General features: G+C 71.8%; 35 protein-coding genes and 1 pseudogene. 4 read left to right on the top strand and 32 right to left on the bottom strand.

Annotated features, from left to right (window positions below):
* Positions 1-29: 29 nt before the first annotated feature.
* The 5 genes from J7523_RS06340 to J7523_RS06320 form a co-directional block, all read right to left on the bottom strand.
* Entirely contained in the window at positions 30-713 is a 684-nt protein-coding gene (locus tag J7523_RS06340) for a peptide deformylase (protein ID WP_291883758.1), read from the bottom strand.
* Entirely contained in the window at positions 710-2,059 is a 1,350-nt protein-coding gene (gene glmM / locus J7523_RS06335; RefSeq protein ID WP_291883757.1) for a phosphoglucosamine mutase, read from the bottom strand. The genes J7523_RS06340 and glmM overlap by 4 nt, the downstream gene beginning before the upstream one ends.
* 118 nt (positions 2,060-2,177) lie before the next feature.
* Positions 2,178-2,666 (bottom strand): 30S ribosomal protein S9, encoded by a 489-nt coding sequence (gene rpsI / locus J7523_RS06330; protein ID WP_291883756.1) that lies wholly within the window; start codon positions 2,664-2,666, stop codon positions 2,178-2,180.
* A 38-nt stretch (positions 2,667-2,704) separates the two neighbouring features.
* A complete protein-coding gene (rplM, locus tag J7523_RS06325) occupies positions 2,705-3,154 on the bottom strand; it encodes a 50S ribosomal protein L13 (protein WP_291883755.1) in 450 nt (149 codons plus the stop codon).
* A gap of 239 nt (positions 3,155-3,393) precedes the next feature.
* Positions 3,394-4,329, bottom strand: coding sequence for a LysR family transcriptional regulator ArgP (locus tag J7523_RS06320; protein ID WP_291883754.1), 936 nt, complete (start codon positions 4,327-4,329; stop codon positions 3,394-3,396).
* Between the two features lie 70 nt (positions 4,330-4,399).
* On the opposite strand from J7523_RS06320, the gene J7523_RS06315 reads away from it, so the two are divergent.
* A complete protein-coding gene (locus J7523_RS06315) occupies positions 4,400-4,990 on the top strand; it encodes a LysE/ArgO family amino acid transporter (protein WP_291883752.1) in 591 nt (196 codons plus the stop codon).
* Positions 4,991-4,993: 3 nt separating this feature from the next.
* On the opposite strand, the gene J7523_RS06310 is transcribed toward J7523_RS06315, so the two are convergent.
* The gene (locus J7523_RS06310) at positions 4,994-6,676 is read right to left on the bottom strand and encodes an ATP-binding cassette domain-containing protein (protein WP_291883750.1); all 1,683 of its coding nucleotides are present in this window, start codon (positions 6,674-6,676) and stop codon (positions 4,994-4,996) included.
* 85 nt (positions 6,677-6,761) lie between these two features.
* On the opposite strand from J7523_RS06310, the gene J7523_RS06305 reads away from it, so the two are divergent.
* Both J7523_RS06305 and J7523_RS06300 read left to right on the top strand, forming a co-directional pair.
* A complete protein-coding gene (locus J7523_RS06305) occupies positions 6,762-7,205 on the top strand; it encodes a DUF5709 domain-containing protein (protein WP_291883748.1) in 444 nt (147 codons plus the stop codon).
* Positions 7,206-7,246: 41 nt separating this feature from the next.
* Complete coding sequence (locus J7523_RS06300; protein ID WP_291883747.1) at positions 7,247-8,032, top strand: VOC family protein; 786 nt, start codon at positions 7,247-7,249, stop codon at positions 8,030-8,032.
* Here the strand turns inward: J7523_RS06300 and truA are convergent.
* Positions 7,990-8,877, bottom strand: coding sequence for a tRNA pseudouridine(38-40) synthase TruA (gene truA / locus J7523_RS06295; protein WP_291884185.1), 888 nt, complete (start codon positions 8,875-8,877; stop codon positions 7,990-7,992). The genes J7523_RS06300 and truA overlap by 43 nt on opposite strands.
* Before the next feature lie 268 nt (positions 8,878-9,145).
* Between truA and J7523_RS06290 the strand changes: the two genes are divergently transcribed.
* Positions 9,146-9,913 (top strand): ROK family protein, encoded by a 768-nt coding sequence (locus J7523_RS06290; protein ID WP_291883746.1) that lies wholly within the window; start codon positions 9,146-9,148, stop codon positions 9,911-9,913.
* A gap of 68 nt (positions 9,914-9,981) precedes the next feature.
* Here the strand turns inward: J7523_RS06290 and J7523_RS06285 are convergent, their stop codons facing one another.
* From J7523_RS06285 to J7523_RS06165, 25 genes and pseudogenes are all read right to left on the bottom strand, one after another.
* Positions 9,982-10,734 (bottom strand): alpha/beta hydrolase, encoded by a 753-nt coding sequence (locus J7523_RS06285; RefSeq protein WP_291883745.1) that lies wholly within the window; start codon positions 10,732-10,734, stop codon positions 9,982-9,984.
* A 135-nt stretch (positions 10,735-10,869) separates the two neighbouring features.
* Positions 10,870-11,430 carry a 50S ribosomal protein L17 gene (gene rplQ / locus J7523_RS06280; RefSeq protein WP_291883743.1) on the bottom strand — a complete coding sequence of 187 codons (561 nt, stop codon included), beginning with the start codon at positions 11,428-11,430 and terminating at the stop codon, positions 10,870-10,872.
* A 73-nt stretch (positions 11,431-11,503) separates the two neighbouring features.
* Positions 11,504-12,514: a DNA-directed RNA polymerase subunit alpha gene (locus J7523_RS06275; RefSeq protein WP_203747444.1), complete on the bottom strand. Its 1,011-nt coding sequence runs from the start codon at positions 12,512-12,514 to the stop codon at positions 11,504-11,506.
* Positions 12,515-12,664: 150 nt separating this feature from the next.
* A complete protein-coding gene (gene rpsK / locus J7523_RS06270) occupies positions 12,665-13,066 on the bottom strand; it encodes a 30S ribosomal protein S11 (protein WP_203747447.1) in 402 nt (133 codons plus the stop codon).
* An 87-nt stretch (positions 13,067-13,153) separates the two neighbouring features.
* The gene (rpsM, locus tag J7523_RS06265; RefSeq protein ID WP_203747450.1) at positions 13,154-13,534 is read right to left on the bottom strand and encodes a 30S ribosomal protein S13; all 381 of its coding nucleotides are present in this window, start codon (positions 13,532-13,534) and stop codon (positions 13,154-13,156) included.
* Positions 13,535-13,763: 229 nt separating this feature from the next.
* Positions 13,764-13,877 (bottom strand): 50S ribosomal protein L36, encoded by a 114-nt coding sequence (gene rpmJ / locus J7523_RS06260; protein WP_013117849.1) that lies wholly within the window; start codon positions 13,875-13,877, stop codon positions 13,764-13,766.
* A gap of 67 nt (positions 13,878-13,944) precedes the next feature.
* Positions 13,945-14,166, bottom strand: a complete 222-nt coding sequence (gene infA / locus J7523_RS06255) for a translation initiation factor IF-1 (RefSeq protein ID WP_013770189.1) — start codon at positions 14,164-14,166, stop codon at positions 13,945-13,947.
* A gap of 306 nt (positions 14,167-14,472) precedes the next feature.
* Complete coding sequence (locus J7523_RS06250) at positions 14,473-15,411, bottom strand: LPXTG cell wall anchor domain-containing protein (protein ID WP_291883740.1); 939 nt, start codon at positions 15,409-15,411, stop codon at positions 14,473-14,475.
* Between the two features lie 280 nt (positions 15,412-15,691).
* On the bottom strand, positions 15,692-16,534 hold the full coding sequence (map, locus tag J7523_RS06245) for a type I methionyl aminopeptidase (RefSeq protein ID WP_291883739.1): 843 nt from the start codon (positions 16,532-16,534) through the stop codon (positions 15,692-15,694).
* Positions 16,535-16,554: 20 nt separating this feature from the next.
* Positions 16,555-17,133 carry an adenylate kinase gene (locus tag J7523_RS06240; protein ID WP_291883738.1) on the bottom strand — a complete coding sequence of 193 codons (579 nt, stop codon included), beginning with the start codon at positions 17,131-17,133 and terminating at the stop codon, positions 16,555-16,557.
* On the bottom strand, positions 17,130-18,425 hold the full coding sequence (secY, locus tag J7523_RS06235; protein ID WP_291883737.1) for a preprotein translocase subunit SecY: 1,296 nt from the start codon (positions 18,423-18,425) through the stop codon (positions 17,130-17,132). The genes J7523_RS06240 and secY overlap by 4 nt, the downstream gene beginning before the upstream one ends.
* Positions 18,426-18,589: 164 nt before the next feature.
* Positions 18,590-19,348, bottom strand: coding sequence for a 50S ribosomal protein L15 (rplO, locus tag J7523_RS06230; RefSeq protein ID WP_291883736.1), 759 nt, complete (start codon positions 19,346-19,348; stop codon positions 18,590-18,592).
* 2 nt (positions 19,349-19,350) lie between these two features.
* The gene (rpmD, locus tag J7523_RS06225; protein WP_048342543.1) at positions 19,351-19,533 is read right to left on the bottom strand and encodes a 50S ribosomal protein L30; all 183 of its coding nucleotides are present in this window, start codon (positions 19,531-19,533) and stop codon (positions 19,351-19,353) included.
* On the bottom strand, positions 19,533-20,192 hold the full coding sequence (gene rpsE, locus J7523_RS06220; protein ID WP_291883733.1) for a 30S ribosomal protein S5: 660 nt from the start codon (positions 20,190-20,192) through the stop codon (positions 19,533-19,535). Before rpsE ends, rpmD begins: the two co-directional genes overlap by 1 nt.
* Positions 20,193-20,232: 40 nt before the next feature.
* Positions 20,233-20,604, bottom strand: coding sequence for a 50S ribosomal protein L18 (gene rplR, locus J7523_RS06215; protein ID WP_291883730.1), 372 nt, complete (start codon positions 20,602-20,604; stop codon positions 20,233-20,235).
* A 3-nt stretch (positions 20,605-20,607) separates the two neighbouring features.
* Complete coding sequence (rplF, locus tag J7523_RS06210) at positions 20,608-21,147, bottom strand: 50S ribosomal protein L6 (protein ID WP_291883727.1); 540 nt, start codon at positions 21,145-21,147, stop codon at positions 20,608-20,610.
* Between the two features lie 24 nt (positions 21,148-21,171).
* Positions 21,172-21,570 (bottom strand): 30S ribosomal protein S8, encoded by a 399-nt coding sequence (gene rpsH / locus J7523_RS06205; RefSeq protein ID WP_203747471.1) that lies wholly within the window; start codon positions 21,568-21,570, stop codon positions 21,172-21,174.
* Between the two features lie 86 nt (positions 21,571-21,656).
* Positions 21,657-21,842 carry a type Z 30S ribosomal protein S14 gene (locus J7523_RS06200; protein WP_028045055.1) on the bottom strand — a complete coding sequence of 62 codons (186 nt, stop codon included), beginning with the start codon at positions 21,840-21,842 and terminating at the stop codon, positions 21,657-21,659.
* A gap of 2 nt (positions 21,843-21,844) precedes the next feature.
* Complete coding sequence (rplE, locus tag J7523_RS06195) at positions 21,845-22,411, bottom strand: 50S ribosomal protein L5 (protein WP_291883717.1); 567 nt, start codon at positions 22,409-22,411, stop codon at positions 21,845-21,847.
* Entirely contained in the window at positions 22,411-22,752 is a 342-nt protein-coding gene (gene rplX / locus J7523_RS06190) for a 50S ribosomal protein L24 (protein WP_203747477.1), read from the bottom strand. Before rplX ends, rplE begins: the two co-directional genes overlap by 1 nt.
* A 2-nt stretch (positions 22,753-22,754) precedes the next feature.
* Positions 22,755-23,123, bottom strand: a complete 369-nt coding sequence (rplN, locus tag J7523_RS06185; RefSeq protein WP_203747480.1) for a 50S ribosomal protein L14 — start codon at positions 23,121-23,123, stop codon at positions 22,755-22,757.
* A gap of 143 nt (positions 23,124-23,266) precedes the next feature.
* Positions 23,267-23,560: a 30S ribosomal protein S17 gene (gene rpsQ / locus J7523_RS06180; RefSeq protein ID WP_291883710.1), complete on the bottom strand. Its 294-nt coding sequence runs from the start codon at positions 23,558-23,560 to the stop codon at positions 23,267-23,269.
* Positions 23,561-23,565: 5 nt separating this feature from the next.
* Positions 23,566-23,805 carry a 50S ribosomal protein L29 gene (rpmC, locus tag J7523_RS06175; RefSeq protein ID WP_239069710.1) on the bottom strand — a complete coding sequence of 80 codons (240 nt, stop codon included), beginning with the start codon at positions 23,803-23,805 and terminating at the stop codon, positions 23,566-23,568.
* Positions 23,805-24,221 (bottom strand): 50S ribosomal protein L16, encoded by a 417-nt coding sequence (rplP, locus tag J7523_RS06170; RefSeq protein WP_154728249.1) that lies wholly within the window; start codon positions 24,219-24,221, stop codon positions 23,805-23,807. Before rplP ends, rpmC begins: the two co-directional genes overlap by 1 nt.
* Positions 24,222-24,224: 3 nt before the next feature.
* Positions 24,225-24,515: pseudogene (locus J7523_RS06165) on the bottom strand (30S ribosomal protein S3); the annotation flags it as partial.

The raw sequence follows: 24,515 nt of genomic DNA, 5'->3' as shown, positions 1-24,515 counted from the left end.
GGGCGACCCCCACCGGCCCTCGGGGGCGCTCAGGCCTCCAGCGGGAAGCGCAGCGCCTTCGCGGCCGCCTCGGGCCGGGGCTCGCTGGCCCACCGGTAGCCGAGCTCGTTCGTCGCGGCCAGCGAGCGGAGCTCGGCACGGTCGACGTACAGCGTGCCGCCGAGGTGGTCCGTCTCGTGCTGCACGATCCGCGCCGACCACCCGGTGACGACCTCGTCGAGCGGGCGGGCGGTCTCGTCGTGGCCGACGAGGTGCACCCGCCGGGCGCGGGCGACCACGGCCTGGTAGCCCGTCACGCTGAGGCAGCCCTCGTAGAACGACACGCGCTCGCCGTCGACCGGCGCGTAGCGCGGGTTCACGAGCACCCGGAACGACAGCGGCGCACGCTCCCGGGTCGCGGCGATCTCGCTGTCGCCCACGCCGACGTCCTCGAGCACGGCCAGCGCCACGGGCAACCCGATCTGCGGCGCCGCGAGACCCACGCCCGGGGCGGCGTGCATCGTCCGGCGCATGAGGGCGACGAGCGCGGCGAGCTCCTCGGCCGCGAGCTGACCGTCGTAGGGGACCGAGACCGCCCGCAGCGCGGGGTGGCCGGCCTGGACGATCGTGGCCGTGCCCGTCGGTCCGGCGTCCTCGAGCAGTCGCAGGACGACGTCACGCAGCGCGACGTCGCGCCGCCGCGCGGCGTCCGTCCCGTCGCCCGCCGCGCTCACAGGGCGAGGCGGGAGGCGACGACGTCCGCGAGGTCACGGGCCACCCGGTCGGCGTCCGCCTGCGTGGCAGCCTCGACCATCACCCGCACGAGGTCCTCGGTGCCCGACGACCGCAGCAGCACCCGCCCGGTCTCCCCGAGTGTCGCCTCGGCCGCACGGACCGCGTCCTGCAGCGGGCCGTCGTGATCCGCGCGCGTCTTGTCGACGCCCGGCACGTTGACGAGCGTCTGGGGCAGGCGCTGCACGATGCCCGCCAGCTGCTCGAGCGACTCCCCCGTGGACGCGACCCGCGCGGCGAGCTGCAGGGCCGTCAGCAGCCCGTCGCCGGTGGTGGCGTGCTCGGCCATGATGATGTGCCCCGACTGCTCGCCGCCGAGCGAGTAGCCGCCCGCGCGCATCGCCTCGAGCACGTACCGGTCGCCCACCGACGTCACGACCGTCGTGATCCCCGCCGCTGTCATCGCGAGCCGCAGGCCCAGGTTGCTCATCACGGTCGCGACGAGCGTGTCCTGTGCGAGTCGGCCCGCGTCCCGCAGGGTGAGCGCGAGGACGCCCATGATCTGGTCGCCGTCGACGAGCCGACCGGCCGCGTCGACCGCGAGGCAGCGGTCCGCGTCGCCGTCGAACGCGACACCGAGGTCGGCCTCCGACGCGACGACCGCGGCCTGCAGCTGCTCGGGGTGCGTCGAGCCGCACTTCTCGTTGATGTTCCGGCCGTCGGGCGACGCGTTGATGACGACGACGTCGGCCCCGGCCTCCCGCAGCGCCGCAGGCCCGACCTCGCTCGCGGCGCCGTTCGCGCAGTCGACCGCGATACGCAGACCGTCGAGCCGCGTGCCGATCGTCGAGACGAGGTGCTCGACGTACAGGTCGCCGGCGTTGCCGGTGTCGAGCCGGATCCGGCCGACGTCGCCCCCGAGCGGCCGGTCCCAGTCCTCGGTGAGCCGCGCCTCGATGGCCTGCTCGACGTCGTCGTCGAGCTTGTGACCGCCGCGCGCGAGGAACTTGATGCCGTTGTCCGGCATCGGGTTGTGCGACGCGGACAGGACCACGCCGATGTCGACCCCGAGGTGCGCCGTCAGGTACGCGACCGCCGGCGTCGGCAGCACGCCCACGTTGTTGACGTCCACACCCGCGGAGGCCAGCCCGGCGGCGACCGCCGCGGACAGGAACTCCCCCGAGATGCGCGAGTCGCGGCCCACGACGGCCCGCGGCCGGTGCCCGGCGAACTCGCCTCGGGCGCCGAGCACGTGCGCGGCGGCCACCGACAGGTCGACGGCCAGCTCAGCGGTCACGTCGCGGTTGGCGAGCCCTCGGACCCCGTCGGTCCCGAACAGTCGACCCATCACAGACTCCTTCGTCGTCGTGCACGTCCGAGCGCCGGCGTCGTGCGGCGCGTCCCGCAGATGCCGATGGCCCCGGCGGTCACGTGGACCGACGGGGCCATCGGAGAAGCGCGAAGGATCAGCGCTTCGAGTACTGCGGAGCCTTGCGGGCCTTCTTGAGACCGGCCTTCTTGCGCTCGACGACGCGGGCGTCACGCGTGAGGAAGCCGGCCTTCTTGAGCGCCGGGCGGTTGTGCTCGGCGTCGATGACGTTGAGCGCGCGGGCGATGCCCAGGCGCAGCGCGCCGGCCTGGCCGGAGACGCCACCGCCGGTGATGCGCGCGACGACGTCGAAGCGACCCTCGACGTCCACGAGCTTCAGCGGCGAGTTGACGAGCTGCTGGTGCACCTTGTTCGGGAAGTAGTCCTCGAGGGTGCGGCCGTTGATCTTCCACTGGCCGGTGCCGGGCACCAGGCGCACGCGGGCGATGGCCTCCTTGCGGCGGCCGAGGGCCTGGCCGGGGGCCGTGATGCTCTGACCGCGGCCCGTCGGGGCGACCGTCTCAGAGGTGTAGGTCGTGGGCGTGTCGTCGCCCTCGAGGTCGATGTCGACCGTGGTCTCTGCCACTGGTGTCCTCGGTTCCTGTGTCTCTACGCGCGGCGGCCTCAGGCCTGCTGCGCGACCTGGGTGATCTCGAACGGCTTCGGCTGCTGGGCGGCGTGCGGGTGCTCGCTGCCGGCATAGACCTTGAGCTTGGTGAGCTGCTGACGCGCGAGCGAGCTCTTGGGGAGCATGCCGCGGACGGCCTTCTCGATGGCGCGCTCGGGGTGCTTGTCCAGCAGGTCCGAGTACGCGGTGGCCCGCAGACCACCCGGGTAGCCGGAGTGGCGGTAGGCGAGCTTGCTCTCGCGCTTGGTGCCGGTGAGGGCGATCTTCTCCGCGTTGATGACGATGACGAAGTCGCCACCGTCCACGTGCGGGGCAAAGGTCGCCTTGTGCTTGCCGCGCAGCAGCGTGGCCACGTGAGTGGCCAGGCGGCCCAGGACGACATCGGTCGCGTCGATGACGTACCAGTTCCGCTCGACGTCGCCGGGCTTCGGGGTGTACGTACGCACGGTCGTAGCCTTCGTTTCGTGTTGCGTGTCATGGGGGCTCGCACGCCGGAAGAGCGACGCCGGAGCACCCGAGGATGGCTGTCGGAGCATCCCGTCCGGCGAGTGGGAAACGCACCGGGACGCCACCGCGGCAGCCAGGTGAGAAGCCCGGCGCGCGCGACAGGGGACGCACAACGAAGCAACAGACTACCTGGCGGCCTCAGACGGGGTCAAAATCGGCTGCCTGTGACGTTCGACGGTCACCGCCGCAGCGCCCGCGACGCCTCCACCACGCGCGTCGTCAGGTCGTCGAGGGTCGGCGTGCGGACCGACCACCGCTGCCAGTACAGCGGCACGTCGAGCCAGGTGCCCGGTGCCAGGTCGACGAGCGTCCCCGCAGCCGCGTGCGCGTCGGCCTCCTGCTCGGGCACCATCCCCCACCCGACGCCCGCCGCGAGCACCGCGACGAAGCCCGCCGTCGACGGGACGCGGTGCACGGGCGCGCCGGCGAGCAGACCCGCGGCGTCGTCGTCCTCCCCGGCACCACGCTGACGCGTCCCGGCCGCCAGCGCGGCGAACCGGTGCTGCAGCGCGTCGTCAGGCCCGAACACGACGACCGGCGCGACCGCGAACGCGCGGGCGTCGACCCCGTCGCCGAACCACCTTCCCGCGAACGCGCGCGCCGCCATCGCCCGGTACCGCATCGCCCCGAGAGGACTCACCCGGCACCCCTGCACGGGGCTGCTGTCGGCGGTCACCGCGGCGAGGACGGTCCCGTCGCGGAGCATCGCGGCGGTCGCGTCCTGGTCGGCACGCCGGACGTCGACGACGACGCCGTCGGGCAGGTCGCGCAGCGCGGCCGGGAACCAGGTGGCGAGCGAGTCGGCGTTGACGGCGACCGGGAGGCGCCGCGGCCCGGCGCGCTCGTCGCTCCCGCCGGTCGCGCGCAGCGCGGTCCACGTGTCCGCGGCGAGCAGGGCCACCTGGCTCGCGAGCCGGACGACCTGCTCCCCCGCAGGTGTGGCGGCGACGGGTCGTGAGCGCCGGACGAGCACCTGTCCGACGGCCTGCTCGAGCGCACGGATGCGCTGGCTCACCGCCGACGGCGTGACGTGCAGCCGCCGCGCGGCGCCCTCGAACGTGCCCTCGTCGACGACCGCCGCGAGGGCGGCGAGCTGGTCGGGGTCGAAGGACATGAAGCAACGCTACACATGGCATCGAAACATTCGCTGGTCTTCATCATCCGCCCGACCTACCGTCGACGGCGTGACCTCCGCCCTCGCCGGGTTCCTCACCGGCCTGTCCCTCATCGTCGCGATCGGCGCGCAGAACGCGTTCGTGCTGCGCCAGGGCATCCGCCGCGAGCACGTCGGACCCGTCGTCGCCATGTGCGTCGCGGCCGACGTGCTGCTGATCGCCGCGGGCGTCGGCGGGTTGGGCGCGCTGGTCGACCGCCACCCCGTCGCGCTCGCCGTCGCCCGGTACGGCGGTGCGGCGTTCCTCGTCGTGCTCGCCCTGGCTGCCGTCCGTCGGGCGCGTACACCCAGCCGGCTCGACCCCGCGTCGTCCGGGCCCGCGGGGCTCGCGGCCGTGGTCACGACGTGCCTGGCCCTGACGTTCCTCAACCCGCACGTCTACCTGGACACCGTCGTGCTGCTCGGCAGCCTCGCCGGGCAGCAGGACGCACCGTGGGGCTTCGCCGCCGGCGCCGCGACCGCGAGCGCCGTCTGGTTCACGGCGCTCGGGCTCGGGGCGACGAGGCTCCGCCCGCTGTTCGCCCGCCCGCGCGCGTGGCAGGTGCTCGACCTCGTCGTCGCGGCCGTCATGGTCACGCTGGCCGTCGTGCTGGTGGCGTGACGGTCAGCGGGCGCGCTGCACCCGGGCGACGTCCCACACCGGCTCCGGGGTCTCGACGACCCGGCCGTCCGCGCCGAACGTGAGGAAGCGGTCGAACGTCCGGGTGAACCAGCGGTCGTGCGTCACCGCGAGCACGGTCCCCTCGAACGCCGCCAGACCCGTCTCGAGCGCCTCGGCGGAGTGCAGGTCGAGGTTGTCGGTCGGCTCGTCGAGCAGCAGGAGAGTCGCCCCACCGAGCTCGAGCAGCAGGATCTGCAGCCGCGCCTGCTGCCCGCCGGACAGCGTCTCGTACGTCTGCTCGGCCTGGCCGACGAGCTCGTACCGGTCGAGCGCCTTGCTGGCCTGCTCGCGGCCGAGTCCGGACCGGTGCGCGTCGCCGCGGTGCAGGATCTCCAGGAGCGTGCGCCCGACGAGCTCCGGGTGGGCGTGGTTCTGCGCGAACCACCCGGGCCGGACACGCGAGCCGAGCACGACCCGGCCGGTGTGCGCGACCGGCTTCACCGGGGTGTCGTCCGCCGGCTGGTGCTCGGGACCGGGGTCGCTGCCGCCGGCCGCGAGCAGCCGCAGGAAGTGCGACTTGCCCGACCCGTTCGACCCGAGTACGGCGACGCGCTCGCCGAACCACACCTCGAGGTCGAACGGCTGCATGAGGCCGGTGAGCTCGAGCCCCGTCGCGACGACGGCCCGCTTCGCCGTCCGCCCGCCGCGCAGGCGCACCTTGACCTGCTGCTCACGGGACAGCACGGTCGGCGGCCCCGCCTCCTCGAACTTGCGCAGCCGTGTCTGCGCCGCCTGGTAGCGCGACGCGAGACCGTCGTTGAACGCGGACTTCGTCTTGAGCGTGAGCACGAGCTCCTTGAGCTTCGCGTGCTCCTCCTCCCAGCGCCGCAGCAGCTCCTCCGCCCGCGAGCGCCGGTCCTCCCGGGCCTGGTGGTAGGTCGCGAAGCTGCCGCCGTGCACCCACACCGACGCCCCGACGACCGTCGGCTCGAGCGTCGCGACGTGCGTGGCGACGTGCGACAGCAGCTCACGGTCGTGGCTCACGAGCAGCACCGACTTCGACGACGCGACCAGCCGCTCCTCGAGCCAGCGCTTCGTCGGCACGTCGAGCGCGTTGTCGGGCTCGTCGAGCAGCAGGACCTCGTCAGGCCCGCGCAGCAGGGCCTCGAGCACGAGCCGCTTCTGCTCGCCGCCCGACAGGCTGCGGACCTCCCGGTGCTGCGCCTGCTCGAACGGGATCGACAGCACCGCGTCCGTGACCCGGTCCCAGCCGGCCTCCGCCTCGTAGCCACCGACGTCGGCCCAGTCGACGAGCGCCTGCGCGTACCGCATCTGCGCCGGCTCGTCGTCGACCTCCATGATCCCGAGCTCCGCAGCCGTGAGCTCCACCGCCGCGTCCCGGACCGCAGCCGGGGCCAGCGACGCGAGCAGGTCCCGGATGGAACGGTCGTCGTCGATGCGACCCACGTCCTGCCGCATGACCCCGAGCCCGCCGCTGCGCCCGACCGACCCGGCGTGCGGCTGCTCGTCGCCCGCGACGATCCGCAGCAGGGTCGACTTGCCGACGCCGTTAGGGCCGACCAGCGCGACGCGCGCACCGTCGGCGACGCGGAACGTCACGTCGTCGAGGAGCGGGCGGCCGTCGGGCAGCACGTAACCGATGCCGCCGATGTCGAGATGACCCATGCAGCAAGTGTCCCTGCTGCCCGCCGGGCGACGAACCGCATTCGTCCCCTGGCGCGCGTGCGGCCGCGGTGCGAAGGTCGAGGGCATGAGCGACACCTCCGCCACCAGCCCCGACCCCGAGCTCGGCAGCGAGGGCGACACCGACCAGCTGCCGCGGGAGGACACCCTCGTCGACCGCGGCGTCGACGACCTCCTCGACGAGGGGTACTCCCCGCCCGAGCGCCCGCGGTCCAACCACTACGGCGAGACGCCGTGGGAGGAGTCGCACCGCGAGACGATCGACCAGCGCATCGGCCAGGAGGAGCCCGAGGTGTGGGAGGTCGCGCCGCACGTCAGCGGCGACCGCGAGCCCCTGCGCGCCGGGCGCCTCGTCGCGGACGACGACGCCGTCGACGCGGGCGGCACCGACGAGTTCGCGATCGACGCCGGCGTCTCCGGCGGCGCCGCCTCGGCCGAGGAGGCCGCCGTCCACCTCATCGAGGAGGAGTACGTCGACGACCGCCGGTACCGGGACGACGACGAGGACTGACCGGTCGTGACGGCGGCCGCCCGGCGCTAGTGTCGGGCGGCATGCCGCTGCGACTCGTCCAGGTGAACGTCAAGGCCCGCGACGACGAGGCAGTCGGCCGCTTCTGGGCGGACGCGCTCGGGTGGGACCTGTCGAGCGAGGGGCCCGGCGTCACCAACCTCGAGCCGCCGGGCTTCGACTACCCCGACCCCACCGCCGTGTGCATCGACGTCGTCGCCGTGCCGGACCCCACGACCGTGCGCTACCGGGTGCACCTCGACCTCGCGACCACCTCGGCCGCCCACCAGGCCGAGCTCGTCGCGCGGCTGCAGGGGCTCGGTGCGACGCCCGCCGACATCGGACAGGGAGACGTGCCGTGGACCGTCCTGGCCGACCCCGAGGGCAACCTGTTCTGCGTGCTGGAACCGCGCGACGTCTACCGGGACACCGGCCCGATCGCCGCGGTCGTCGTCGACTGCACCGACCCGCGCACCCTGGCCCGGTTCTGGGGCCAGGCCACCGACTGGACCGTGCACGACGTGACCGACGACGGTGCCCGGCTCCGCTCGTCCGCGGGCGTCGGGCCGTACCTCGAGCTCGTCCGGACACCCGCCGCGCACGACCCCCACCACCGGTTCCACCTCGACGTGCGGCCGTACGCCGGGGACGACCCGACGGCCGAGGCCACCCGGCTGCGCGCACTCGGCGCGACCGACGCCGACGTCGGCCAGGGTGACGTGCCGTGGCTGGTGATGGCCGACCCGGAGGGCAACCACTTCTGCCTCCTCGGGCCGAGCGGGCACCCCTACCCGCAGCAGCCGGGCCGGGCGTCCACGTCGTCCGCCTGACGGCGCGCGCGCGTCTGGTCGGCACGCGCGGCCAGCTCGTCGTCCGACGGGTACCCGACCTCCTCGAGCGTGAGGCCGTGCGCGGCGACCACCGCGGCACCGCCCTCACGACGACGCCCCGCGAGCAGCTCCGCGGGCCACGTGACCGCCCGCCGCCCCTCCCCGACGGCGACGCTCGCGCCGACGAGCGCACGCACCATCGAGTGGCAGAACGCGTCCGCCTGCACGTCGGCGACCACCAGCCCCGCGTCGGGCCCCTCCGTCGGACGGCTCCACCGGAACACCTCGAGCGTCCGGATCGTCGTCGCGCCCTCGCGCGGCTTGCAGAAGGCGGCGAAGTCGTGGCGGCCGAGCAGCGTGCGTGCGGCCGAGTCCATCGCCTCGGCGTCGAGCGGGCGGCGGTGCCACAGCACGTGCGTGCGGGTCAGCGGGTCGCGGTGCTCGTGGTCGTCGCAGATCCGGTACGTGTAGCGGCGGCGCAGCGCCGAGAACCGGGCATCGAAGCCGGCAGGCGCGTCGAGCACGCGGTGCACCACGAGATCGGGCGGCAGGACGCCCGCCAGCCGCGACAGCAGCGCCTGCGTCGCCGTGCGGTCCGACCGGCCGCGCGCCGCGTGGAGCAGCACCGGCTCGACGTCGACGTGCGCCACCTGGCCGCGCGCGTGCACACCGGCGTCCGTCCGGCCGGCGACCGTGACCCGCGGTGCCGGACGGCCCAGCGGGCCCGCGCGGAGCACCGTCGCGAGCGCGTCCTCGAGCACCCCCTGCACCGTGCGCAGCGTGGGCTGACGAGCCCAGCCCGCGAAGGCCGTGCCGTCGTAGGCGAGGTCGAGGCGCAGCCGCACCGCCGGGGGCGCCGTGTCGGCGGCGTCCGGTGTGTCGGCGTCCGGTGCCGTGTCGGCGTCCGGTGCCGCGTTGGCGTCCGGTGCCGTGTCGGCGCCCGGTGCCGTGTCGGCGTCGTGCGGTCGGGCGTCGGCGTCGTGCTCCGCACCGTCGGCGCCCAGGTCGGTCGTCGTGCTCACGGGCCACCACGGTAGTCGCGCCCCACCTGCCACCCGGCCCTGTCCCGCCCCGCGTCCCGCCCTCCCGCCGGCCGGGGCCTACCGTGGGCACGTGCCGAACGCCGCACCCGACCCGTTCACGCTCGCCGTCGACTGCGGCGGCGGCGGCATCAAGGCGTCGGTGCTCGACGCGGCCGGCACCCTGCACGCCCCGGCCGTCCGCGTGCCCACGCCGTACCCGTTGCCGCCGGCGCGCCTCGTCGAGACGATCGCGGACATCGCCGCCACCCTCCCCCGCGCCGACCGCGTGACCGTCGGGATGCCCGGCATGATCCGGCACGGCGTCGTCGTCGCGACGCCGCACTACGTGACCCGGTCCGGGCCGCGCTCGGCAGTCGACCCCGACCTCGTGGCGGCGTGGTCGGGGTGCGACGTCCGGGCCGCCGTCGAGGCGAGGCTCGGCGTCCCGGCGCTCGTGCTCAACGACGCGGAGGTGCACGGCGCCGGGGTCGTCTCGGGTACGGGCGTCGAGCTCGTCCTCACGCTCGGCACCGGCCTGGGGTCGGCGCTGTTCGACGGCGGGACGCTCGCCCCGCACCTCGAGCTGTCGCACGCGCCCGTCCGGTGGGGGATGCCGTACGACCTCTACATCGGGCAGGTCGAGCGGGCCCGGCTCGGTGACGGGCTGTGGTCGCGTCGCGTGCGGCGCGTCGTCGAGGGGCTGCGCCCCGTGTTCCTCTGGGACCGGCTCTACCTCGGCGGCGGGAACGCGCGGCAGGTCACCCCGCAGGTGCTCGACCGGCTCGGCGACGACGTCGTCGTGGTGCCGAACCAGGCGGGCATCGTCGGCGGCGTGCGCGCCTGGTCGATGGCGCACTGACGAGCCACCGTTCGGACGGCCGCCCAGGGCCGCTGCCGCCGGCACGAACGCTGGTCCCGGCGGTCCCGTCACGCCTGCGCGGCGTCGCGCTCCGTCGGCACCCCCGCCCGCGCACCAGCGCCGAGCTCGTCGAGGACCTCCAGCAGCACACGCGTGAACCGCGTCGGCTGCACGAGGTTCACCAGGTGCGTCGCGTGCGGCACGACGACCAGCCGCCCGTGCCTCGTCGCCCGCAAGAACGCCCGCTCCTCACCGCGGAAGTGGTCGTAGCGCCCGTTCACCAACCACACCGGTGCCTCGATCCGTGCGAGGTCCGCCAACGGCGACGCGTCCACCATCGAGCGCATCACGTCGCCGGTCACCCGCAACGCGTACCCGCCCTCCTCCAGGTCCCGTACGGCCGCCGGTGGCAGCGCCCGCGCGACCATGAAGCGGTTGAGCCCCGCACCCTCGTCGGGCAGCCGGTTGATCAGCCGGCCGGCGAGGTCCCACCCGGACAGGATCAGCCGCCGAGGCTGGGTGCAGCAGCTCGCGGCGACCAGGCCGACGACCTGGTCGGGTCGACGCGCGGCGTGCGCGATGCCCACGTACCCACCGAGCGAGAGCCCAACGACGAGCGCCCGGCCCCCGAGCTCGTCGACGGCCCGCGACACCGTCGCGACCGACTCCTCGAGCGTGAACCGCTCGTCGAGCCGCCTCCCATGGCCGGGCAGGTCCACCGCGACCGCGACACCACCGGCGCGCTCGACCGACTCGACCTGGGCGCGCCACATGGTCCGCGACGCGCGCAGCCCGTGCACCATGACGACGGCCGGCCACATGCTCCGACCCTACGAGCCGCCGCCGGCGCGGCACCACCGACGGGGATGTCGACCCGTGACGTCCACCGGGTCCCCAGAGACACGAGAGGCCCGGACCCTGTGCGGGTCCGGGCCTCTCGTGCAGGCGGTGGTGCGTCAGGCCTTCTCGGCGTCGCCCTCGGCGGCAGCCTCGTCGGTCGTCGCGTCGTCGGCGACGGCCTCGGCCGGCGTCTCCTCGGCGGCGGCCTCGACGGTCTCCTCCTCGGCGGCGGCGGGAGCCTCGGGCTCCTCCTTCGCCTTGGGGGCGGCCTTGGCGGTGGCCTTCGTGGCCTCCTTGACGACGGCCTGCTTCGGCGAGAGCGGCTCGAGGACGAGCTCGATCACGGCCATGGGCGCGTTGTCGCCCTTGCGCGGGCCGATCTTCGTGATGCGCGTGTAGCCGCCCTGACGGTCGGCCACGGCCGGCGCGATCTCCGTGAACAGCTCGTGCACGACACCCTTGTCCTTGACGACGGTCAGGACGCGACGGCGGGCGTGCAGGTCACCGCGCTTGGCGAACGTGATGAGGCGCTCGGCGAGCGGGCGCAGGCGCTTGGCCTTGGCCTCGGTCGTCGTGATCCGCTTGTGCTCGAACAGCGACGTCGCCAGGTTCGCGAGGATCAGCCGCTCGTGCGCCGGTCCGCCACCGAGCCGGGGACCCTTGGTGGGCGTAGGCATGGTCTTTACTCCTTGAGTTCCAGTGATGGGCTAACGACGGACCAGTGCGGGCCGGTCCGTGGTTTCCCCGGCGTCAGTACTGCTCGTCCTCGACGAAGTCGCCCTCGTCGTCGCCGTAGTAGGCGCTGGCGGTCGGGTCGAAGTCGAGCGGGCTGTCCTTGAGGGTCAGGCCGAGCTCAGCGAGCTTCTCCTTGACCTCCGTGATGGACTTCGCACCGAAGTTGCGGATGTCCAGGAGGTCGGCCTCGCTGCGCGCGACGAGCTCGCCCACCGAGTGGATGCCCTCACGCTTGAGGCAGTTGTAGGACCGGATCGTCAGCTGCAGGTCCTCGATCGGCAGCGCCAGGTCCGCGGCGAGAGCCGCGTCCGTCGGCGACGGGCCGATCTCGATGCCCTCAGCCTCGACGTTGAGCTCACGAGCCAGACCGAAGAGCTCGACGAGCGTCTTGCCGGCCGACGCGAGCGCGTCGCGCGGGCTGATCGCCGCCTTCGTCTCGACGTCGACGACCAGCTTGTCGAAGTCCGTGCGCTGCTCGACACGCGTCGCCTCGACCTTGTAGGTCACCTTGAGGACGGGCGAGTAGATCGAGTCGACCGGGATCCGGCCGATCTCGGCGTCGAACGACTTGTTCTGGTTCGCGGACACGTAGCCACGACCACGCTCGACCGTCAGCTCGATCTCGAGCTTGCCCTTGTCGTTGAGCGTCGCCAGGTGCAGGTCGGCGTTGTGCACCTCGACGCCGGCCGGCGGCACGATGTCGGCGGCGGTGACCACACCCGCACCCTGCTTGCGCAGGTACATCACGACCGGCTCGTCGTTCTCCGAGGAGACGACGAGCTGCTTGATGTTGAGGATGATCTCGGTGACGTCCTCCTTGACGCCCGGCACGGTGGAGAACTCGTGCAGCACACCGTCGATCCGGATGGACGTGACGGCGGCACCGGGGATGGAGGACAGCAGCGTCCGACGGAGCGAGTTGCCGAGCGTGTAGCCGAAGCCCGGCTCCAGCGGCTCGATGGAGAACCGCGAGCGGTTCTCCGAGATGACCTCTTCGGTCAGGGTGGGGCGCTGTGCGATCAGCACGGTGTGATTCCTCTCAGCGGGCGTCCGCCATATGACGCTCCGCAGGTACTACGAGCTGGCATGCCTCGGTCCGCATGGCCAGCGGAGTCGGACGAGCGGGGCCGAGGCGGTGCGTGTCGCGGACGACGCACCGCCCCGGCCGAGCCGAGATCAGACGCGGCGGCGCTTCGGCGGACGGCAGCCGTTGTGGGCCTGCGGCGTCACGTCCTGGATCGAGCCCACCTCGAGGCCGGTGGCCTGCAGCGAGCGGATCGCCGTCTCGCGGCCCGAGCCCGGGCCCTTGACGAAGACGTCGACCTTGCGCATGCCGTGCTCCTGCGCACGACGCGCGGCAGCCTCGGCGGCCAGCTGCGCGGCGAACGGGGTCGACTTGCGCGAGCCCTTGAAGCCCACCTGGCCGGACGAGGCCCAGGCGATCACGGCGCCGGACGGGTCCGTGATGGAGACGATGGTGTTGTTGAACGTGCTCTTGATGTGCGCCTGGCCGTGGGAGACGTTCTTCTTCTCCTTGCGGCGCGGCTTGCGCACGGCGGAACGGGTCTTGGGAGGCATCTGCTTCTTCTCTCGTGATCTACAGGTCGCTGGACCGGCATCCCGGGGCCGACCGCGCGAGGCGCGTCGTCGTCCCGGGGCGTCGGGCTACTTGCGCCCGGCCTTCTTCTTGCCGGCCACGGTGCGCTTCGGGCCCTTGCGGGTACGCGCGTTGGTCTTCGTGCGCTGACCGCGCACGGGAAGGCCACGGCGGTGACGCAGGCCCTCGTAGCAGCCGATCTCGACCTTGCGGCGGATGTCCGCAGCGACCTCACGGCGAAGGTCACCCTCGAGCTTGTAGTTCGCCTCGAGGTAGTCACGGAGCGCGACGAGCTCGGCGTCGCCGAGGTCCTTCACGCGGATGTCGCCACTGATCCCGGTGGCGGCGAGGGTCTGCAACGAGCGCGTGCGGCCGACCCCGTAGATGTAGGTGAGCGCGATCTCGAGCCGCTTCTCGCGGGGGAGGTCGACGCCGATGAGACGTGCCATGTGCCTGGTGGCTCCTGTACTGCGTCGGAGGTCTTCCGCACCGCCTTCCCGCGTGCTGCGGGCCCCGGCCTCCGAGCCGGGGGTTCGCCGGTGGACCGGGCTCTCGCCCGGCACCGACCGGAGTGGCGGTGCGCTTGCCGGTCCCGTCGTCGGGACCGTCGTGCTGGACGGCCGCGTGCGGCCCTCCGTGGTGCTGCGGTGCTCGCGGGATGCGTCCCGCGTCAGGGCATCAGCCCTGGCGCTGCTTGTGACGCAGGTTCTCGCAGATCACCTGGACGCGACCGTGCCGGCGGATCACCTTGCACTTGTCGCAGATCTTCTTGACGCTGGGCTTGACCTTCATCGCGTGTTCCTCCGCCGCCGCATGAGCCTCCGGGGACCGGCGGCGTGACGGCGTGTTCGAGTGGTGATTACTTGTAGCGGTAGACGATCCGGCCGCGGGACAGGTCGTACGGGCTCAGCTCCACGACCACCCGGTCCTCGGGAAGGATCCGGATGTAGTGCTGACGCATCTTGCCCGAGATGTGGGCGAGCACCTTGTGGCCGTTGGTGAGCTCCACGCGGAACATCGCGTTCGGCAGAGCCTCCACGACGCTGCCCTCGATCTCGATGACACCGTCCTTCTTCGCCATGTCCTCCGCTAACTGTCGGTCTCATTGATCAACCCACGTCGACCCGCCCCTCGGCCCCGCGTCGTGCAGGCCCAGGCGTCGGCTCTCGTGGAGAGCATGTGCATCCGTACCGGCCCTGCAAGGACCGGAAGCTGAATGGGCGCACACACCCAACGGACAATCTTACGGCATCGCTCCTGCAGGAAGAAACCGGCGGGAGGGTGGCCCTGGTCTCACCGCAGCACGTGCCCGCCGTCGCATCACGGCAAGCGCGAGCGGGCCCCGGTGCGGCTGGCGCACCGGGGCCCGGTCAGGTCAGACCTGGTGTCAGGCGTCCTCGCCCGCGCCCTGCGTCTTGCCGCGGCGACGCAGGACCACGAGGCCCGCACCACCGAGCAGCAGGACGAACGCCACGAGGAGCGGGACCGTCAGCGACGACCCGGTCGCCGCGAGGGTGGAGCCGCCGCTCGCGGCCAGCACCTCGGACACGATCGTCGGCGTCGGAGTCGGTGTCGCGCGCGTGGTCGGCGTCGCACTCGTGGTCGGCGCAGGCGCGACCTCGACCTCGCTGGCGGGTGTCGGCGTCGGCGTCGGCGTCACGCTGACGGTCGGCGTGGGGCTCGGCGCCGGCGGGACGGGCGCGGTCTGCGTCGGCGTCGGCGTCGGGGTGGCGCTCGGCGTCACGGACGGCGTCGGCGTGGGCGTGACGGACGGCGTCGGGGCGGGCGTCGCGCCGCCGCACGCCGGGACCTCGAAGAACTCGCCGAGCTCGAAGTGCTTCGCGGCGGTGATCGGCGGCCAGCCGATCGTCGCGACCGGGTAGGACGGCGCCTTCGCACCGGTGAAGAGCGACTGCTCGCCGACGGCCTGGTCCTCCTGGACGGCCCAGCCCGGCCCGCACACGGTCACCGGGACGGCGGCGCGCACCTCCGCGAGCGTGAGCGGCCGGTAGTACCGACCGGACCACGTCGCCACGAGGTACTGCTGCGTCGAGTTCTCCCACGAGGCCCTCTTGGAGGCGTCGCGCTTGAGGTAGACGTAGGCGCCGGTCGCCGTGCCGGGCTCGACCGAGGGGGTCGGTGTGGCCTTCGGCGTGCCCCACGACGCGGACGCGGACGGTGCGGACCGCGGCCAGCCGCCGTCGCGCGAGCCGCCGTGGGCCTCCGCAGCGCCGGCACCCACCGTGATCGTCACGGCGGCGACCACCGTGGCGAGCGCGAGGGTGGTGAACGTGCGAGCAGACCGCGCTGCTCGGGACGAGGACACGGGACGAACGCTGCGCTGCATGGGCCACCCATCGTCGATACGGGCAGGCACGACGGGGGGCGCGCCTGCGGGCTCCCCCGGGCGCGCGGCGACACGCCACACACCTCACAGGGGCGGCGGGACCCCGGCCCCGCCGCGCCGCACACTATCGGACATATGCGACGAGGGAGGCGCGTTTGCGCAGATGAACGCGATTCATCTGGAATCTGGACGGATGTTCACCTGAACGGCGGACCGGACGAACCGGACAGTCGTCCGACAGGGACCCGACGACGACGTCTCAGGCGAGCGGGGCGACCTCGACGCCGAGCGCGGCGAGCGCGGCGGCGCCGCCGTCGGGTGCGGTCAGCACCCAGATGCCGTCCTCGAGCACGGCGACCGTGTGCTCCCAGTGCGACGCCCGCGACCCGTCCTCCGTGACGACGGTCCAGTCGTCGTCGAGCACCTCGGTCATGCGCGAGCCGCGCACGATCATCGGCTCCACGGCGACGCACAGGCCGGGACGCACCCGAGGCCCGCGGTCACGCGCCCGGTAGTTGAGGACGTCGGGCGGCTGGTGCATCGCCGTCCCGATGCCGTGGCCGACGTACTCCTGCACGATCCCGTAGCGCGCGCCCCCGTTGAGGCCCGCCTCGAGGGCGGCGTCGACGACGTCCTCGACGGCCTCGCCCACGACACCGAGCCGCTCGCCGCGCGCGAGCGCCGCGATGCCCGCCCACATGGCGCGCTCGGTGGTGGCGGCCAGCGCGACGTCCTCCGGGTGCCCTTCGCCGACCACCACGGTGATCGCCGAGTCGCCGTGCCAGCCGTCCACGATCGCGCCGCAGTCGATCGACACGACGTCGCCGTCCTCGAGGACGCGTGGACCCGGGATGCCGTGGACCACCTCGTCGTTGACAGAGACGCAGAGCGTCGCCGGGTACTCGTGGTAGCCGAGGAACGACGGCGTCGCCCCGCGGTCCGCGATGAGCCCCGCCGCGACGGCGTCGAGGTCGGCGGTCGTCGCGCCGGCGACGGCGTGCTCGCGCACCGCGGCCAATGCGTCCGCGACGACCAGCCCCGCCCGCCGCATGACGGCGACCTGGTCCGGGGTCTTGTACTCGATCCGCTCCCTGCCGAACATCACGTCACCCGAGGGCACGCTCAGCGAGCGAGCGAGCCGATCGCGGCGAGCAGCCGCCGGGTCACGTCGTCGACCTCCCCGATGCCGTCGACCTGAGCGAGCAGCCCACGGTCGGAGTACAGCTGCGAGATCGGGGCGGTCTGCTCGGCGTACACGTCGAGGCGGTGACGGACCACGTCCTCGGTGTCGTCCTCGCGCCCCTCGATCTCCGCGCGCTTGAGCAGCCGCTCGACGACGACCTCGGGGTCCGCGGTGATCTCCACCGCGAGGTCCAGCGCACGACCCTGGTCCGCGAGGATCGAGTCGAGCTCCTCGACCTGGGCCGCGTTGCGCGGGTACCCGTCGAGAAGGAAGCCGTTCGTCACGTCGTCCTGCGCGAGACGGTCCCGGACCATCGCGTTCGTCACCGAGTCCGGGACGAGCGCGCCGCGGGCCGAGTACTCCTGCGCCGTGCGACCGAGCTCCGTGCCGCCCTTGATGTTGGCGCGGAAGATGTCGCCGGTCGAGATCGCCGGCACGCCCAGCTCCTCGGCGAGCCGCGCCGCCTGCGTTCCCTTGCCGGCTCCCGGAGGACCGAGCAGGACCAGACGTGCGCTCATCGGAGGAACCCTTCGTAGTGCCGCTGCTGCAGCTGCGACTCGATCTGCTTGACGGTCTCGAGGCCGACGCCCACCACGATGAGGATCGACGAACCGCCGAACGGGATGTTGCTGCCGACGTTGAGCACGATGAACATCACCGTCGGGATCAGCGCGACGATCGCCAGGTAGATGGAACCCGGCGCCGTGATGCGCGTGATGACGTAGTCCAGGTACTCCGCCGTCGGACGACCCGCACGGATGCCGGGGATGAACCCGCCGTACTTCTTCATGTTGTCGGCGACCTCGTCCGGGTTGAACGTGATGGCCGTGTAGAAGTAGCAGAAGAAGATGATCAGCAGCACGTACAGCACCAGGTGCAGCGGTGCGCTCTGCTGGGCGAGATGCCGGCTGACCCACTGGACCCAGCCCGCGGTCGGGTCGCCGAACTGGGCGATGAGGCCCGGGATGGCGAGCAGCGACGACGCGAAGATGATCGGGATCACGCCGGCCATGTTGATCTTGATCGGGATGTACGTGCTGGAGCCGCCGTACATGCGCCGGCCGACCATGCGCTTGGCGTACTGGACCGGGATGCGGCGCTGCGACTGCTCGACGAACACGACCATGGCGATCACGACGACGATGACGGCGAGGACCGCGACGAACTTCGGGCCACCGTTGTTGCCGCCGGCGATCGAGCCGAGCGAGGTCGGGAAGCTCGCGGCGATCGACGTGAAGATGAGCAGCGACATGCCGTTGCCGACGCCGCGCTCCGTGATGAGCTCGCCGAGCCACATGATGAGGCCGGTGCCCGCGGTCATCGTGATGACCATGATGAGGAGCGTGACCCAGTTGTCGTCGGGGATCACGTCGACGGTGCACCCCGAGAACAGCTGACCGCTGCGGGCGACCGTGATGATCGTCGTCGACTGGAGGACCGCGAGGCCGATCGTCAGGTACCGCGTGTACTGCGTGAGCTTCGCGGTGCCGGACTGGCCCTCACGGTGCAGCTCCTCGAACCGCGGGATGACCACGCGGAGCAGCTGGATGATGATGCTCGCCGTGATGTACGGCATGATCCCGAGCGCGAACACGGAGAGCTGCAGGAGCGCTCCACCGCTGAACAGGTTCACCAGGCCGAGCAGGTCGTTGCCCTGGGACTGGTCGATGCACTCCTGCACGTTGGGGTAGGACACCCCCGGCGTGGGCAGGAACGAACCGATGCGGAACACGACCATGATGCCGATCGTGAAGAGCAGCTTGCGCCGCAGGTCGGGCGTCCTGAACGCCCTGACGAATGCGCTGAGCACCTGGTCCTCCTGGGCCGCCTGAGCGGCATCTCGTACGACCGGTCCGTTCCGGCCGTGAACGCCCGCGAATCATTGCAGGCAACGGGGCACCCTAACCGATGCCCACCAGCATGCGGAACGGGGCCGGTGGGAGCTCTGTCGGCCCCACCGGCCCCGTCCGTGAATCAGTCCTGCGCGACGCTTCCGCCGGCAGCCACGATCTTCTCCTTCGCGGACGCCGAGTAGGCGTCGACCGCGACCGAGACCTTGACCGTGAGGTCGCCGGTGCCGAGCACCTTGACGGGCTGGCCCTTACGGACCGCACCCTTCGCGACCAGGTCGGCGACCGTCACGTCGCCACCGTCCGGGTACAGCGCCGAGAGCTTGTCCAGGTTGACGACCTGGTACTCGACGCGGAACGGGTTCTTGAAGCCACGGAGCTTGGGCAGCCGCATGTGCAGCGGCATCTGCCCACCCTCGAAGCGGTCCGGCACCTGGTAGCGGGCCTTGGTGCCCTTGGTGCCACGACCGGCCGTCTTGCCCTTCGACGCCTCACCACGACCCACGCGGGTCTTGGCGGTCTTGGCGCCGGGGGCCGGGCGCAGGTGGTGCACCTTGAGGGTGCCACCGGCGCCGGGCTCGGCTGCGGCCTCGGCCGCCTTGACGGCAGCCTCGGACTTCGCCGCGGCGGTCTTCTTTGCGGGAGCCGCCTTGGCCTTCGCCGGGGCGGCCTTCGTCTCGGCCTTCGCCGCCTTCGCGTCAGCCTTCGGCTCCGCCTTCTCCGACGCCGCAGCCTTCGCCTTGGTCGTCTTCGGGGCTGCCTCCGTGGCCTCGGCCTTCGCGGGAGCCTTCTTCTCAGCAGCCTTCTTCGGAGCCGCCTTGGCGGCGGCCTTGGGGGCCGTCACCTCGTCGGCCTTCGCGTCGGCCTTCTTGTCGTCAGCCATGGTCACTCGACCTCCTCGACCGCGACCAGGTGCTGCACGGTCTTGACCATGCCGCGGATCTCAGGACGGTCCTCCTTGACGACGACGTCGCCGATCCGCTTCAGGCCCAGCGTGCGCAGCGTGTCGCGCTGGTTCTGCTTGCCACCGATGCCGGAACGCTTCTGCGTCACCTTGAGCCGAGCCATCAGGCACCTGCCTTCGCGCCCGCAGCGGCGGCCAGGCCGGCGGCCTGCGCCCGCAGGAGCGCAGCCGGGACCACGTGCTCGACCGGCAGACCGCGGCGCGCCGCCACGGCCTCCGGACGCTCGAGACCGCGGAGGGCCTCGACCGTCGCGTGGACGATGTTGATCGCGTTGGACGAGCCGAGCGACTTGCTGAGCACGTCGTGGATGCCGGCGCACTCGAGCACGGCGCGCACCGGACCACCGGCGATCACACCGGTACCCGGCGACGCCGGACGCAGGAAGACGACACCGGCAGCGGCCTCACCCTGGATGGGGTGCGGGATCGTGCCCTGGATGCGCGGGACCTTGAAGAAGTTCTTCTTGGCCTCCTCGACACCCTTGGCGATCGCCGCGGGCACCTCCTTGGCCTTCCCGTAGCCGACACCGACGGTGCCGTCGCCGTCGCCCACCACGACGAGCGCGGTGAAGCTGAAGCGGCGGCCGCCCTTGACGACCTTGGCCACGCGGTTGATCGTGACGACGCGCTCGAGGAACGCGCTCTTCTCTGCGGCGTCGCGACCGCCGCGGCCGCCGTCACGGCCGCGACCGCCGTCGCGGCGGTCGCCGCCGCCGGTGCCGCCCGCGGGCGCCCCGGTGTTGCTGCGCTGAGGAGCAGCCATCAGTGAGTCCTCTTCTTCGATGCGGGGATGGTCGTGGTCGTCACAGGGAGAGTCCGCCCTCGCGGGCCCCGTCGGCGACGGCTGCCACCCGGCCGTGGTACTTGTTGCCGCCGCGGTCGAACACGACGGCGGAGACGCCGGCAGCCTTGGCACGCTCGGCGACGAGCTCGCCGACCTTGCGGGCCTTGGCCGTCTTGTCGCCGTTCGCGGCGCGCAGGTCGGCCTCGAGGGTCGACGCCGACGCGACCGTCTGCCCGATGCCGTCGTCGACGACCTGCGCCGTGATGTGCCGGGCGGACCGGGTCACGACGAGGCGGGGACGAGCGGCCGAGCCCACGACCTTCTTGCGAAGGCGCAGGTGACGACGCTGACGCGCGATGCGCTTGCCCTTGCCGATGATCTTGATCGCCATGGCTTACTTCCCAGCCTTTCCGACCTTGCGGCGCACGTTCTCGCCCGCGTAGCGCACACCCTTGCCCTTGTACGGCTCGGGCTTGCGGATCTTGCGGATGTTCGCGGCGACCTCGCCGACCTGCTGCTTGTCGATGCCCTGCACCGAGAAGCGGGTCGGGGCCTCCACGACGAACGTGATGCCCTCCGGCGGCGAGACGACGACCGGGTGGCTGAAGCCGAGGGCGAACTCGAGGTCCGAGCCCTTGGCCGTCACGCGGTAACCGGTGCCGACGATCTCGAGCTTCTTGGTGTAGCCCTCCGTCACACCCGTGACGAGGTTCGCCAGGAGCGTGCGGGTGAGACCGTGCAGCGAGCGCGACAGGCGCTCGTCGTTCGGGCGGGTGACCACCAGGGCACCGGCCTCGTCACGCGCGACCTCGATGGGGGCGGCGACCGTGTGGGAGAGCGACCCCTTGGGGCCCTTCACCGACACCACGGCACCGTCGATGCTGACGTCCACGCCGGCCGGGACCGGGACGGGGATTCTGCCGATTCGAGACATGGCTTGCTCCTTTCCGTCTCGGACTTACCAGACGTAGGCGAGGACTTCCCCACCCACGCCCTTCTTGGCGGCCTGCTTGTCGGTGAGGAGACCCGAGGACGTGGACAGGATCGCCACGCCGAGGCCGCCGAGCACCTTGGGCAGGTTGGTCGACTTCGCGTACACGCGCAGGCCCGGCTTGGACACGCGCTTCACACCGGCGAGCGCGCGCTCACGGTTGGGGCCGTACTTGAGCTCGATGACGAGGTTCTTGCCGACGACGGCGTCCTCGACCTTCCAGCCCGCGATGTAGCCCTCCGCCTGGAGGATCTCCGCGATGTGGGACTTCAGCTTCGAGAACGGGATCGACACCGAGTCGTGGTGCGCCGAGTTCGCGTTACGCAGCCGCGTGAGCAGGTCTGCGATGGGGTCAGTCATGGTCATGGGGCTTCAGCCCTCTCTCGCCGGGGTATCTGCGTCGCCCTCCGTGAGGCGGGCGACGCAGACCTACCGACGTCGTGTTTCTTCTCTTACCAGCTGCTCTTGGTGACGCCGGGGAGCTCGCCGCGGTGGGCCATCTCCCGCACGCAGATCCGGCACAGGCCGAACTTGCGGTACACCGAGTGGGGCCGGCCGCAACGCTGGCAGCGCGTGTAGCCACGCACCGCGAACTTCGGCTTCGCGGCGGCCTTGTTCTTGAGGGCGGTCTTCGCCATTGTCAGTTCTCCTTGAACGGGAAGCCGAGGAGCTTGAGGAAAGCGCGACCCTCGTCGTCGGTGTCGGCCGTCGTCACGATCGTGATGTCCATGCCGCGGACGCGATCGATCTTGTCCTGGTCGATCTCGTGGAACATCGACTGCTCCGTGAGGCCGAAGGTGTAGTTGCCGTGGCCGTCGAACTGCTTGGGCGACAGGCCGCGGAAGTCGCGGATGCGCGGAAGCGCGGTCGACAGCAGGCGGTCCAGGAACTCCCAGGCACGGTCGCCGCGCAGCGTCACGTGGGCGCCGATCGGCATGCCCTCACGCAGCTTGAACTGCGCGATGGACTTGCGGGCCTTGGTGACCTGCGGCTTCTGCCCCGTGATCTGGGTCAGGTCGCGGATCGCGCCGTCGATGAGCTTGGAGTCCTTGGCGGCCTCGCCGACGCCCATGTTCACGACGATCTTCACCAGACGCGCGGTCTGGTTGATGTTCGCGTGGCTGAACTGCTCGAAGAGGGCCGGCTTGATCTCGTCGTTGTAACGAGCCTTGAGCCGCGGCTGCGCCGGAGCGGTGATCTCGGTCATCAGATGTCCTTACCGGAGCGCTTGGCGACGCGGACCCGGACGGTGCGGGTACGGCCGTCACGCTCGACCTGCTCGGTGCGGTAGCCGACCCGGGTGCCCTTCTTGGTCTCCGGGTCCACGAGCATCACGTTGCTGATGTGGATGGGGGCCTCGACGGTCTCGATGCCGCCGGTGCGCGTGCCGCGAGCCGTCTGGCCGGCCTTCACGTGCTTCTGCACGCGCTGCACGCCCTCGACGACGACACGCTGCGTCTCGGTGAGGACCTCGAGGACACGGCCCTGACGGCCCTTGTCGCGGCCCGAGATGACGAGGACGAGGTCGCCCTTCTTGATCTTCGCCATGGTCAGAGCACCTCCGGCGCCAGCGAGATGATCTTCATGAACTTCTTGTCGCGCAGCTCGCGGCCCACCGGGCCGAAGATGCGCGTGCCACGGGGCTCCCCGTCGTTCTTGAGGATCACGGCGGCGTTCTCGTCGAACTTGATGTACGAGCCGTCCGGACGGCGGCGCTCCTTGCGGGTGCGCACGACGACGGCCTTGACGACGTCGCCCTTCTTGACGTTCCCGCCGGGGATGGCGTCCTTGACGGTGGCGACGATGATGTCGCCGATGCCGGCGTACCGGCGGCCGGAGCCGCCGAGCACACGGATGCAGAGGATCTCCTTGGCACCCGTGTTGTCAGCGACACGCAGTCGCGACTCCTGCTGGATCATGACCTACTCCTGTCGTCCGGCGGGTTCTCGCCCCGGGGCGGGGCGAGCCTGGCCGCACGTAGTTGCCGTGATGCACACGTCGCGGCGGGTGTCGTCTTGCGATGGCACCCGCCGCCCGTGGGCAACTGGGGTGTTGCTGGGTCTTACTTGGCCTTCTCGAGGACCTCGACCAGACGCCACCGCTTGGTGGCCGACAGCGGCCGGGTCTCCATGATCAGGACCAGGTCACCGATGCCCGCCGAGCCCTGCTCGTCGTGCGCCTTGACCTTGCTCGTCCGCCGGATGACCTTGCCGTAGAGCGGGTGCTTGACCCGGTCCTCGACCTCGACCACGACGGTCTTGTCCATCTTGTCGCTCACGACGTAGCCGCGGCGCGTCTTGCGGTAGGGGCGGGCCTCCGCCACTGCCGTGGTGTTCTCGTTCTTCTCGTCGCTCATCAGTCTCACTCGCTCGCGCTCGGGGCGGTACGGATGCCGAGCTCGCGCTCACGCAGGATCGTATAGATCCGCGCGATGTCGCGGCGCACGGCCTTGAGACGCCCGTGGCTCTCGAGCTGGCCGGTCGCGGACTGGAAGCGGAGGTTGAACAGCTCCTCCTTCGACTTCTTCAGCTCGGCGACCAGCTTCTCGTCGTCGAAGGTGTCCAGCTCGGTGGGAGCCAGGTCCTTGGTTCCGATAGCCATCAGTTACCACCCTCGCGAACCACGAAACGGGTCTTCATCGGGAGCTTGTGCTGCGCGCGGCGCATGGCCTCGCGAGCCAGCGGCTCCGGGACACCGGCGAGCTCGAACATCACTCGGCCGGGCTTGACGTTGGCGATCCACCACTCGGGCGAGCCCTTGCCGGATCCCATGCGGGTCTCGGCGGGCTTCTTGGTGAGGGGACGGTCCGGGTAGATGTTGATCCAGACCTTCCCACCACGCTTGATGTGGCGGGTCATGGCGATACGAGCAGCCTCGATCTGCCGGTTCGTGACGTACGCGGGCTCGAGAGCCTGGATGCCGTACTCACCGAACGCGATCGACGTACCACCGGTCGCGGCGCCGGAGCGCCCCGGGTGGTGCTGCTTGCGGTGCTTCAGCCTGCGCGGGATCAGCACGGCTCAGGCCTCCGTTCCGGTCTCAGGGGCAGCGGCCTCGGCAGCCGGCGCCTCGGTGGCCTCGACGGGGGCGTCCGAGCGCTCACGACGCGGGGCACCCGAACGGGGGCCACGGTCGCCGCGGTCTCCACGACCGCCCTCGCCACGCGGACCACGAGCCGGGCGCGGGGCCTGGGTCGCCTGGTCGCGGGCGAACTCCTTCTCGGTCATGTCGCCCTTGTAGACCCACACCTTGACGCCGATGCGCCCGAAGGTCGTGCGGGCCTCGAAGAAGCCGTAGTCGATGTTCGCGCG

It is taken from the genome of Cellulomonas sp. (genome assembly GCF_017744555.1).
GTDB lineage: Bacteria > Actinomycetota > Actinomycetes > Actinomycetales > Cellulomonadaceae > Cellulomonas.
This window is presented reverse-complemented; position numbering and strand designations above follow the sequence as displayed.

What these genes read in the sequence shown, in the direction of transcription:
- glmM (WP_291883757.1), bottom strand. Translation starts at nt 2,059, where the DNA reads ATGGGTCGACTGTTCGGGACCGACGGGGTCCGAGGGCTCGCCAACCGC.
- J7523_RS06320 (WP_291883754.1), bottom strand. Translation starts at nt 4,329, where the DNA reads ATGTCCTTCGACCCCGACCAGCTCGCCGCCCTCGCGGCGGTCGTCGAC.
- J7523_RS06310 (WP_291883750.1), bottom strand. Translation starts at nt 6,676, where the DNA reads ATGGGTCATCTCGACATCGGCGGCATCGGTTACGTGCTGCCCGACGGC.
- J7523_RS06305 (WP_291883748.1), top strand. Translation starts at nt 6,762, where the DNA reads ATGAGCGACACCTCCGCCACCAGCCCCGACCCCGAGCTCGGCAGCGAG.
- J7523_RS06300 (WP_291883747.1), top strand. Translation starts at nt 7,247, where the DNA reads ATGCCGCTGCGACTCGTCCAGGTGAACGTCAAGGCCCGCGACGACGAG.
- J7523_RS06285 (WP_291883745.1), bottom strand. Translation starts at nt 10,734, where the DNA reads ATGTGGCCGGCCGTCGTCATGGTGCACGGGCTGCGCGCGTCGCGGACC.
- rplQ (WP_291883743.1), bottom strand. Translation starts at nt 11,430, where the DNA reads ATGCCTACGCCCACCAAGGGTCCCCGGCTCGGTGGCGGACCGGCGCAC.
- rpsK (WP_203747447.1), bottom strand. Translation starts at nt 13,066, where the DNA reads ATGCCTCCCAAGACCCGTTCCGCCGTGCGCAAGCCGCGCCGCAAGGAG.
- rpsM (WP_203747450.1), bottom strand. Translation starts at nt 13,534, where the DNA reads ATGGCACGTCTCATCGGCGTCGACCTCCCCCGCGAGAAGCGGCTCGAG.
- rpmJ (WP_013117849.1), bottom strand. Translation starts at nt 13,877, where the DNA reads ATGAAGGTCAAGCCCAGCGTCAAGAAGATCTGCGACAAGTGCAAGGTG.
- infA (WP_013770189.1), bottom strand. Translation starts at nt 14,166, where the DNA reads ATGGCGAAGAAGGACGGTGTCATCGAGATCGAGGGCAGCGTCGTGGAG.
- map (WP_291883739.1), bottom strand. Translation starts at nt 16,534, where the DNA reads ATGTTCGGCAGGGAGCGGATCGAGTACAAGACCCCGGACCAGGTCGCC.
- J7523_RS06240 (WP_291883738.1), bottom strand. Translation starts at nt 17,133, where the DNA reads ATGAGCGCACGTCTGGTCCTGCTCGGTCCTCCGGGAGCCGGCAAGGGA.
- rplO (WP_291883736.1), bottom strand. Translation starts at nt 19,348, where the DNA reads ATGGCTGACGACAAGAAGGCCGACGCGAAGGCCGACGAGGTGACGGCC.
- rpmD (WP_048342543.1), bottom strand. Translation starts at nt 19,533, where the DNA reads ATGGCTCGGCTCAAGGTGACGCAGAAGCGTTCCGGCATCGGTGGCAAG.
- rpsE (WP_291883733.1), bottom strand. Translation starts at nt 20,192, where the DNA reads ATGGCTGCTCCTCAGCGCAGCAACACCGGGGCGCCCGCGGGCGGCACC.
- rplR (WP_291883730.1), bottom strand. Translation starts at nt 20,604, where the DNA reads ATGGCGATCAAGATCATCGGCAAGGGCAAGCGCATCGCGCGTCAGCGT.
- rplF (WP_291883727.1), bottom strand. Translation starts at nt 21,147, where the DNA reads ATGTCTCGAATCGGCAGAATCCCCGTCCCGGTCCCGGCCGGCGTGGAC.
- rpsH (WP_203747471.1), bottom strand. Translation starts at nt 21,570, where the DNA reads ATGACCATGACTGACCCCATCGCAGACCTGCTCACGCGGCTGCGTAAC.
- J7523_RS06200 (WP_028045055.1), bottom strand. Translation starts at nt 21,842, where the DNA reads ATGGCGAAGACCGCCCTCAAGAACAAGGCCGCCGCGAAGCCGAAGTTC.
- rplE (WP_291883717.1), bottom strand. Translation starts at nt 22,411, where the DNA reads ATGACCGAGATCACCGCTCCGGCGCAGCCGCGGCTCAAGGCTCGTTAC.
- rplX (WP_203747477.1), bottom strand. Translation starts at nt 22,752, where the DNA reads ATGGCGAAGATCAAGAAGGGCGACCTCGTCCTCGTCATCTCGGGCCGC.
- rplN (WP_203747480.1), bottom strand. Translation starts at nt 23,123, where the DNA reads ATGATCCAGCAGGAGTCGCGACTGCGTGTCGCTGACAACACGGGTGCC.
- rpsQ (WP_291883710.1), bottom strand. Translation starts at nt 23,560, where the DNA reads ATGAGCGACGAGAAGAACGAGAACACCACGGCAGTGGCGGAGGCCCGC.
- rpmC (WP_239069710.1), bottom strand. Translation starts at nt 23,805, where the DNA reads ATGGCTATCGGAACCAAGGACCTGGCTCCCACCGAGCTGGACACCTTC.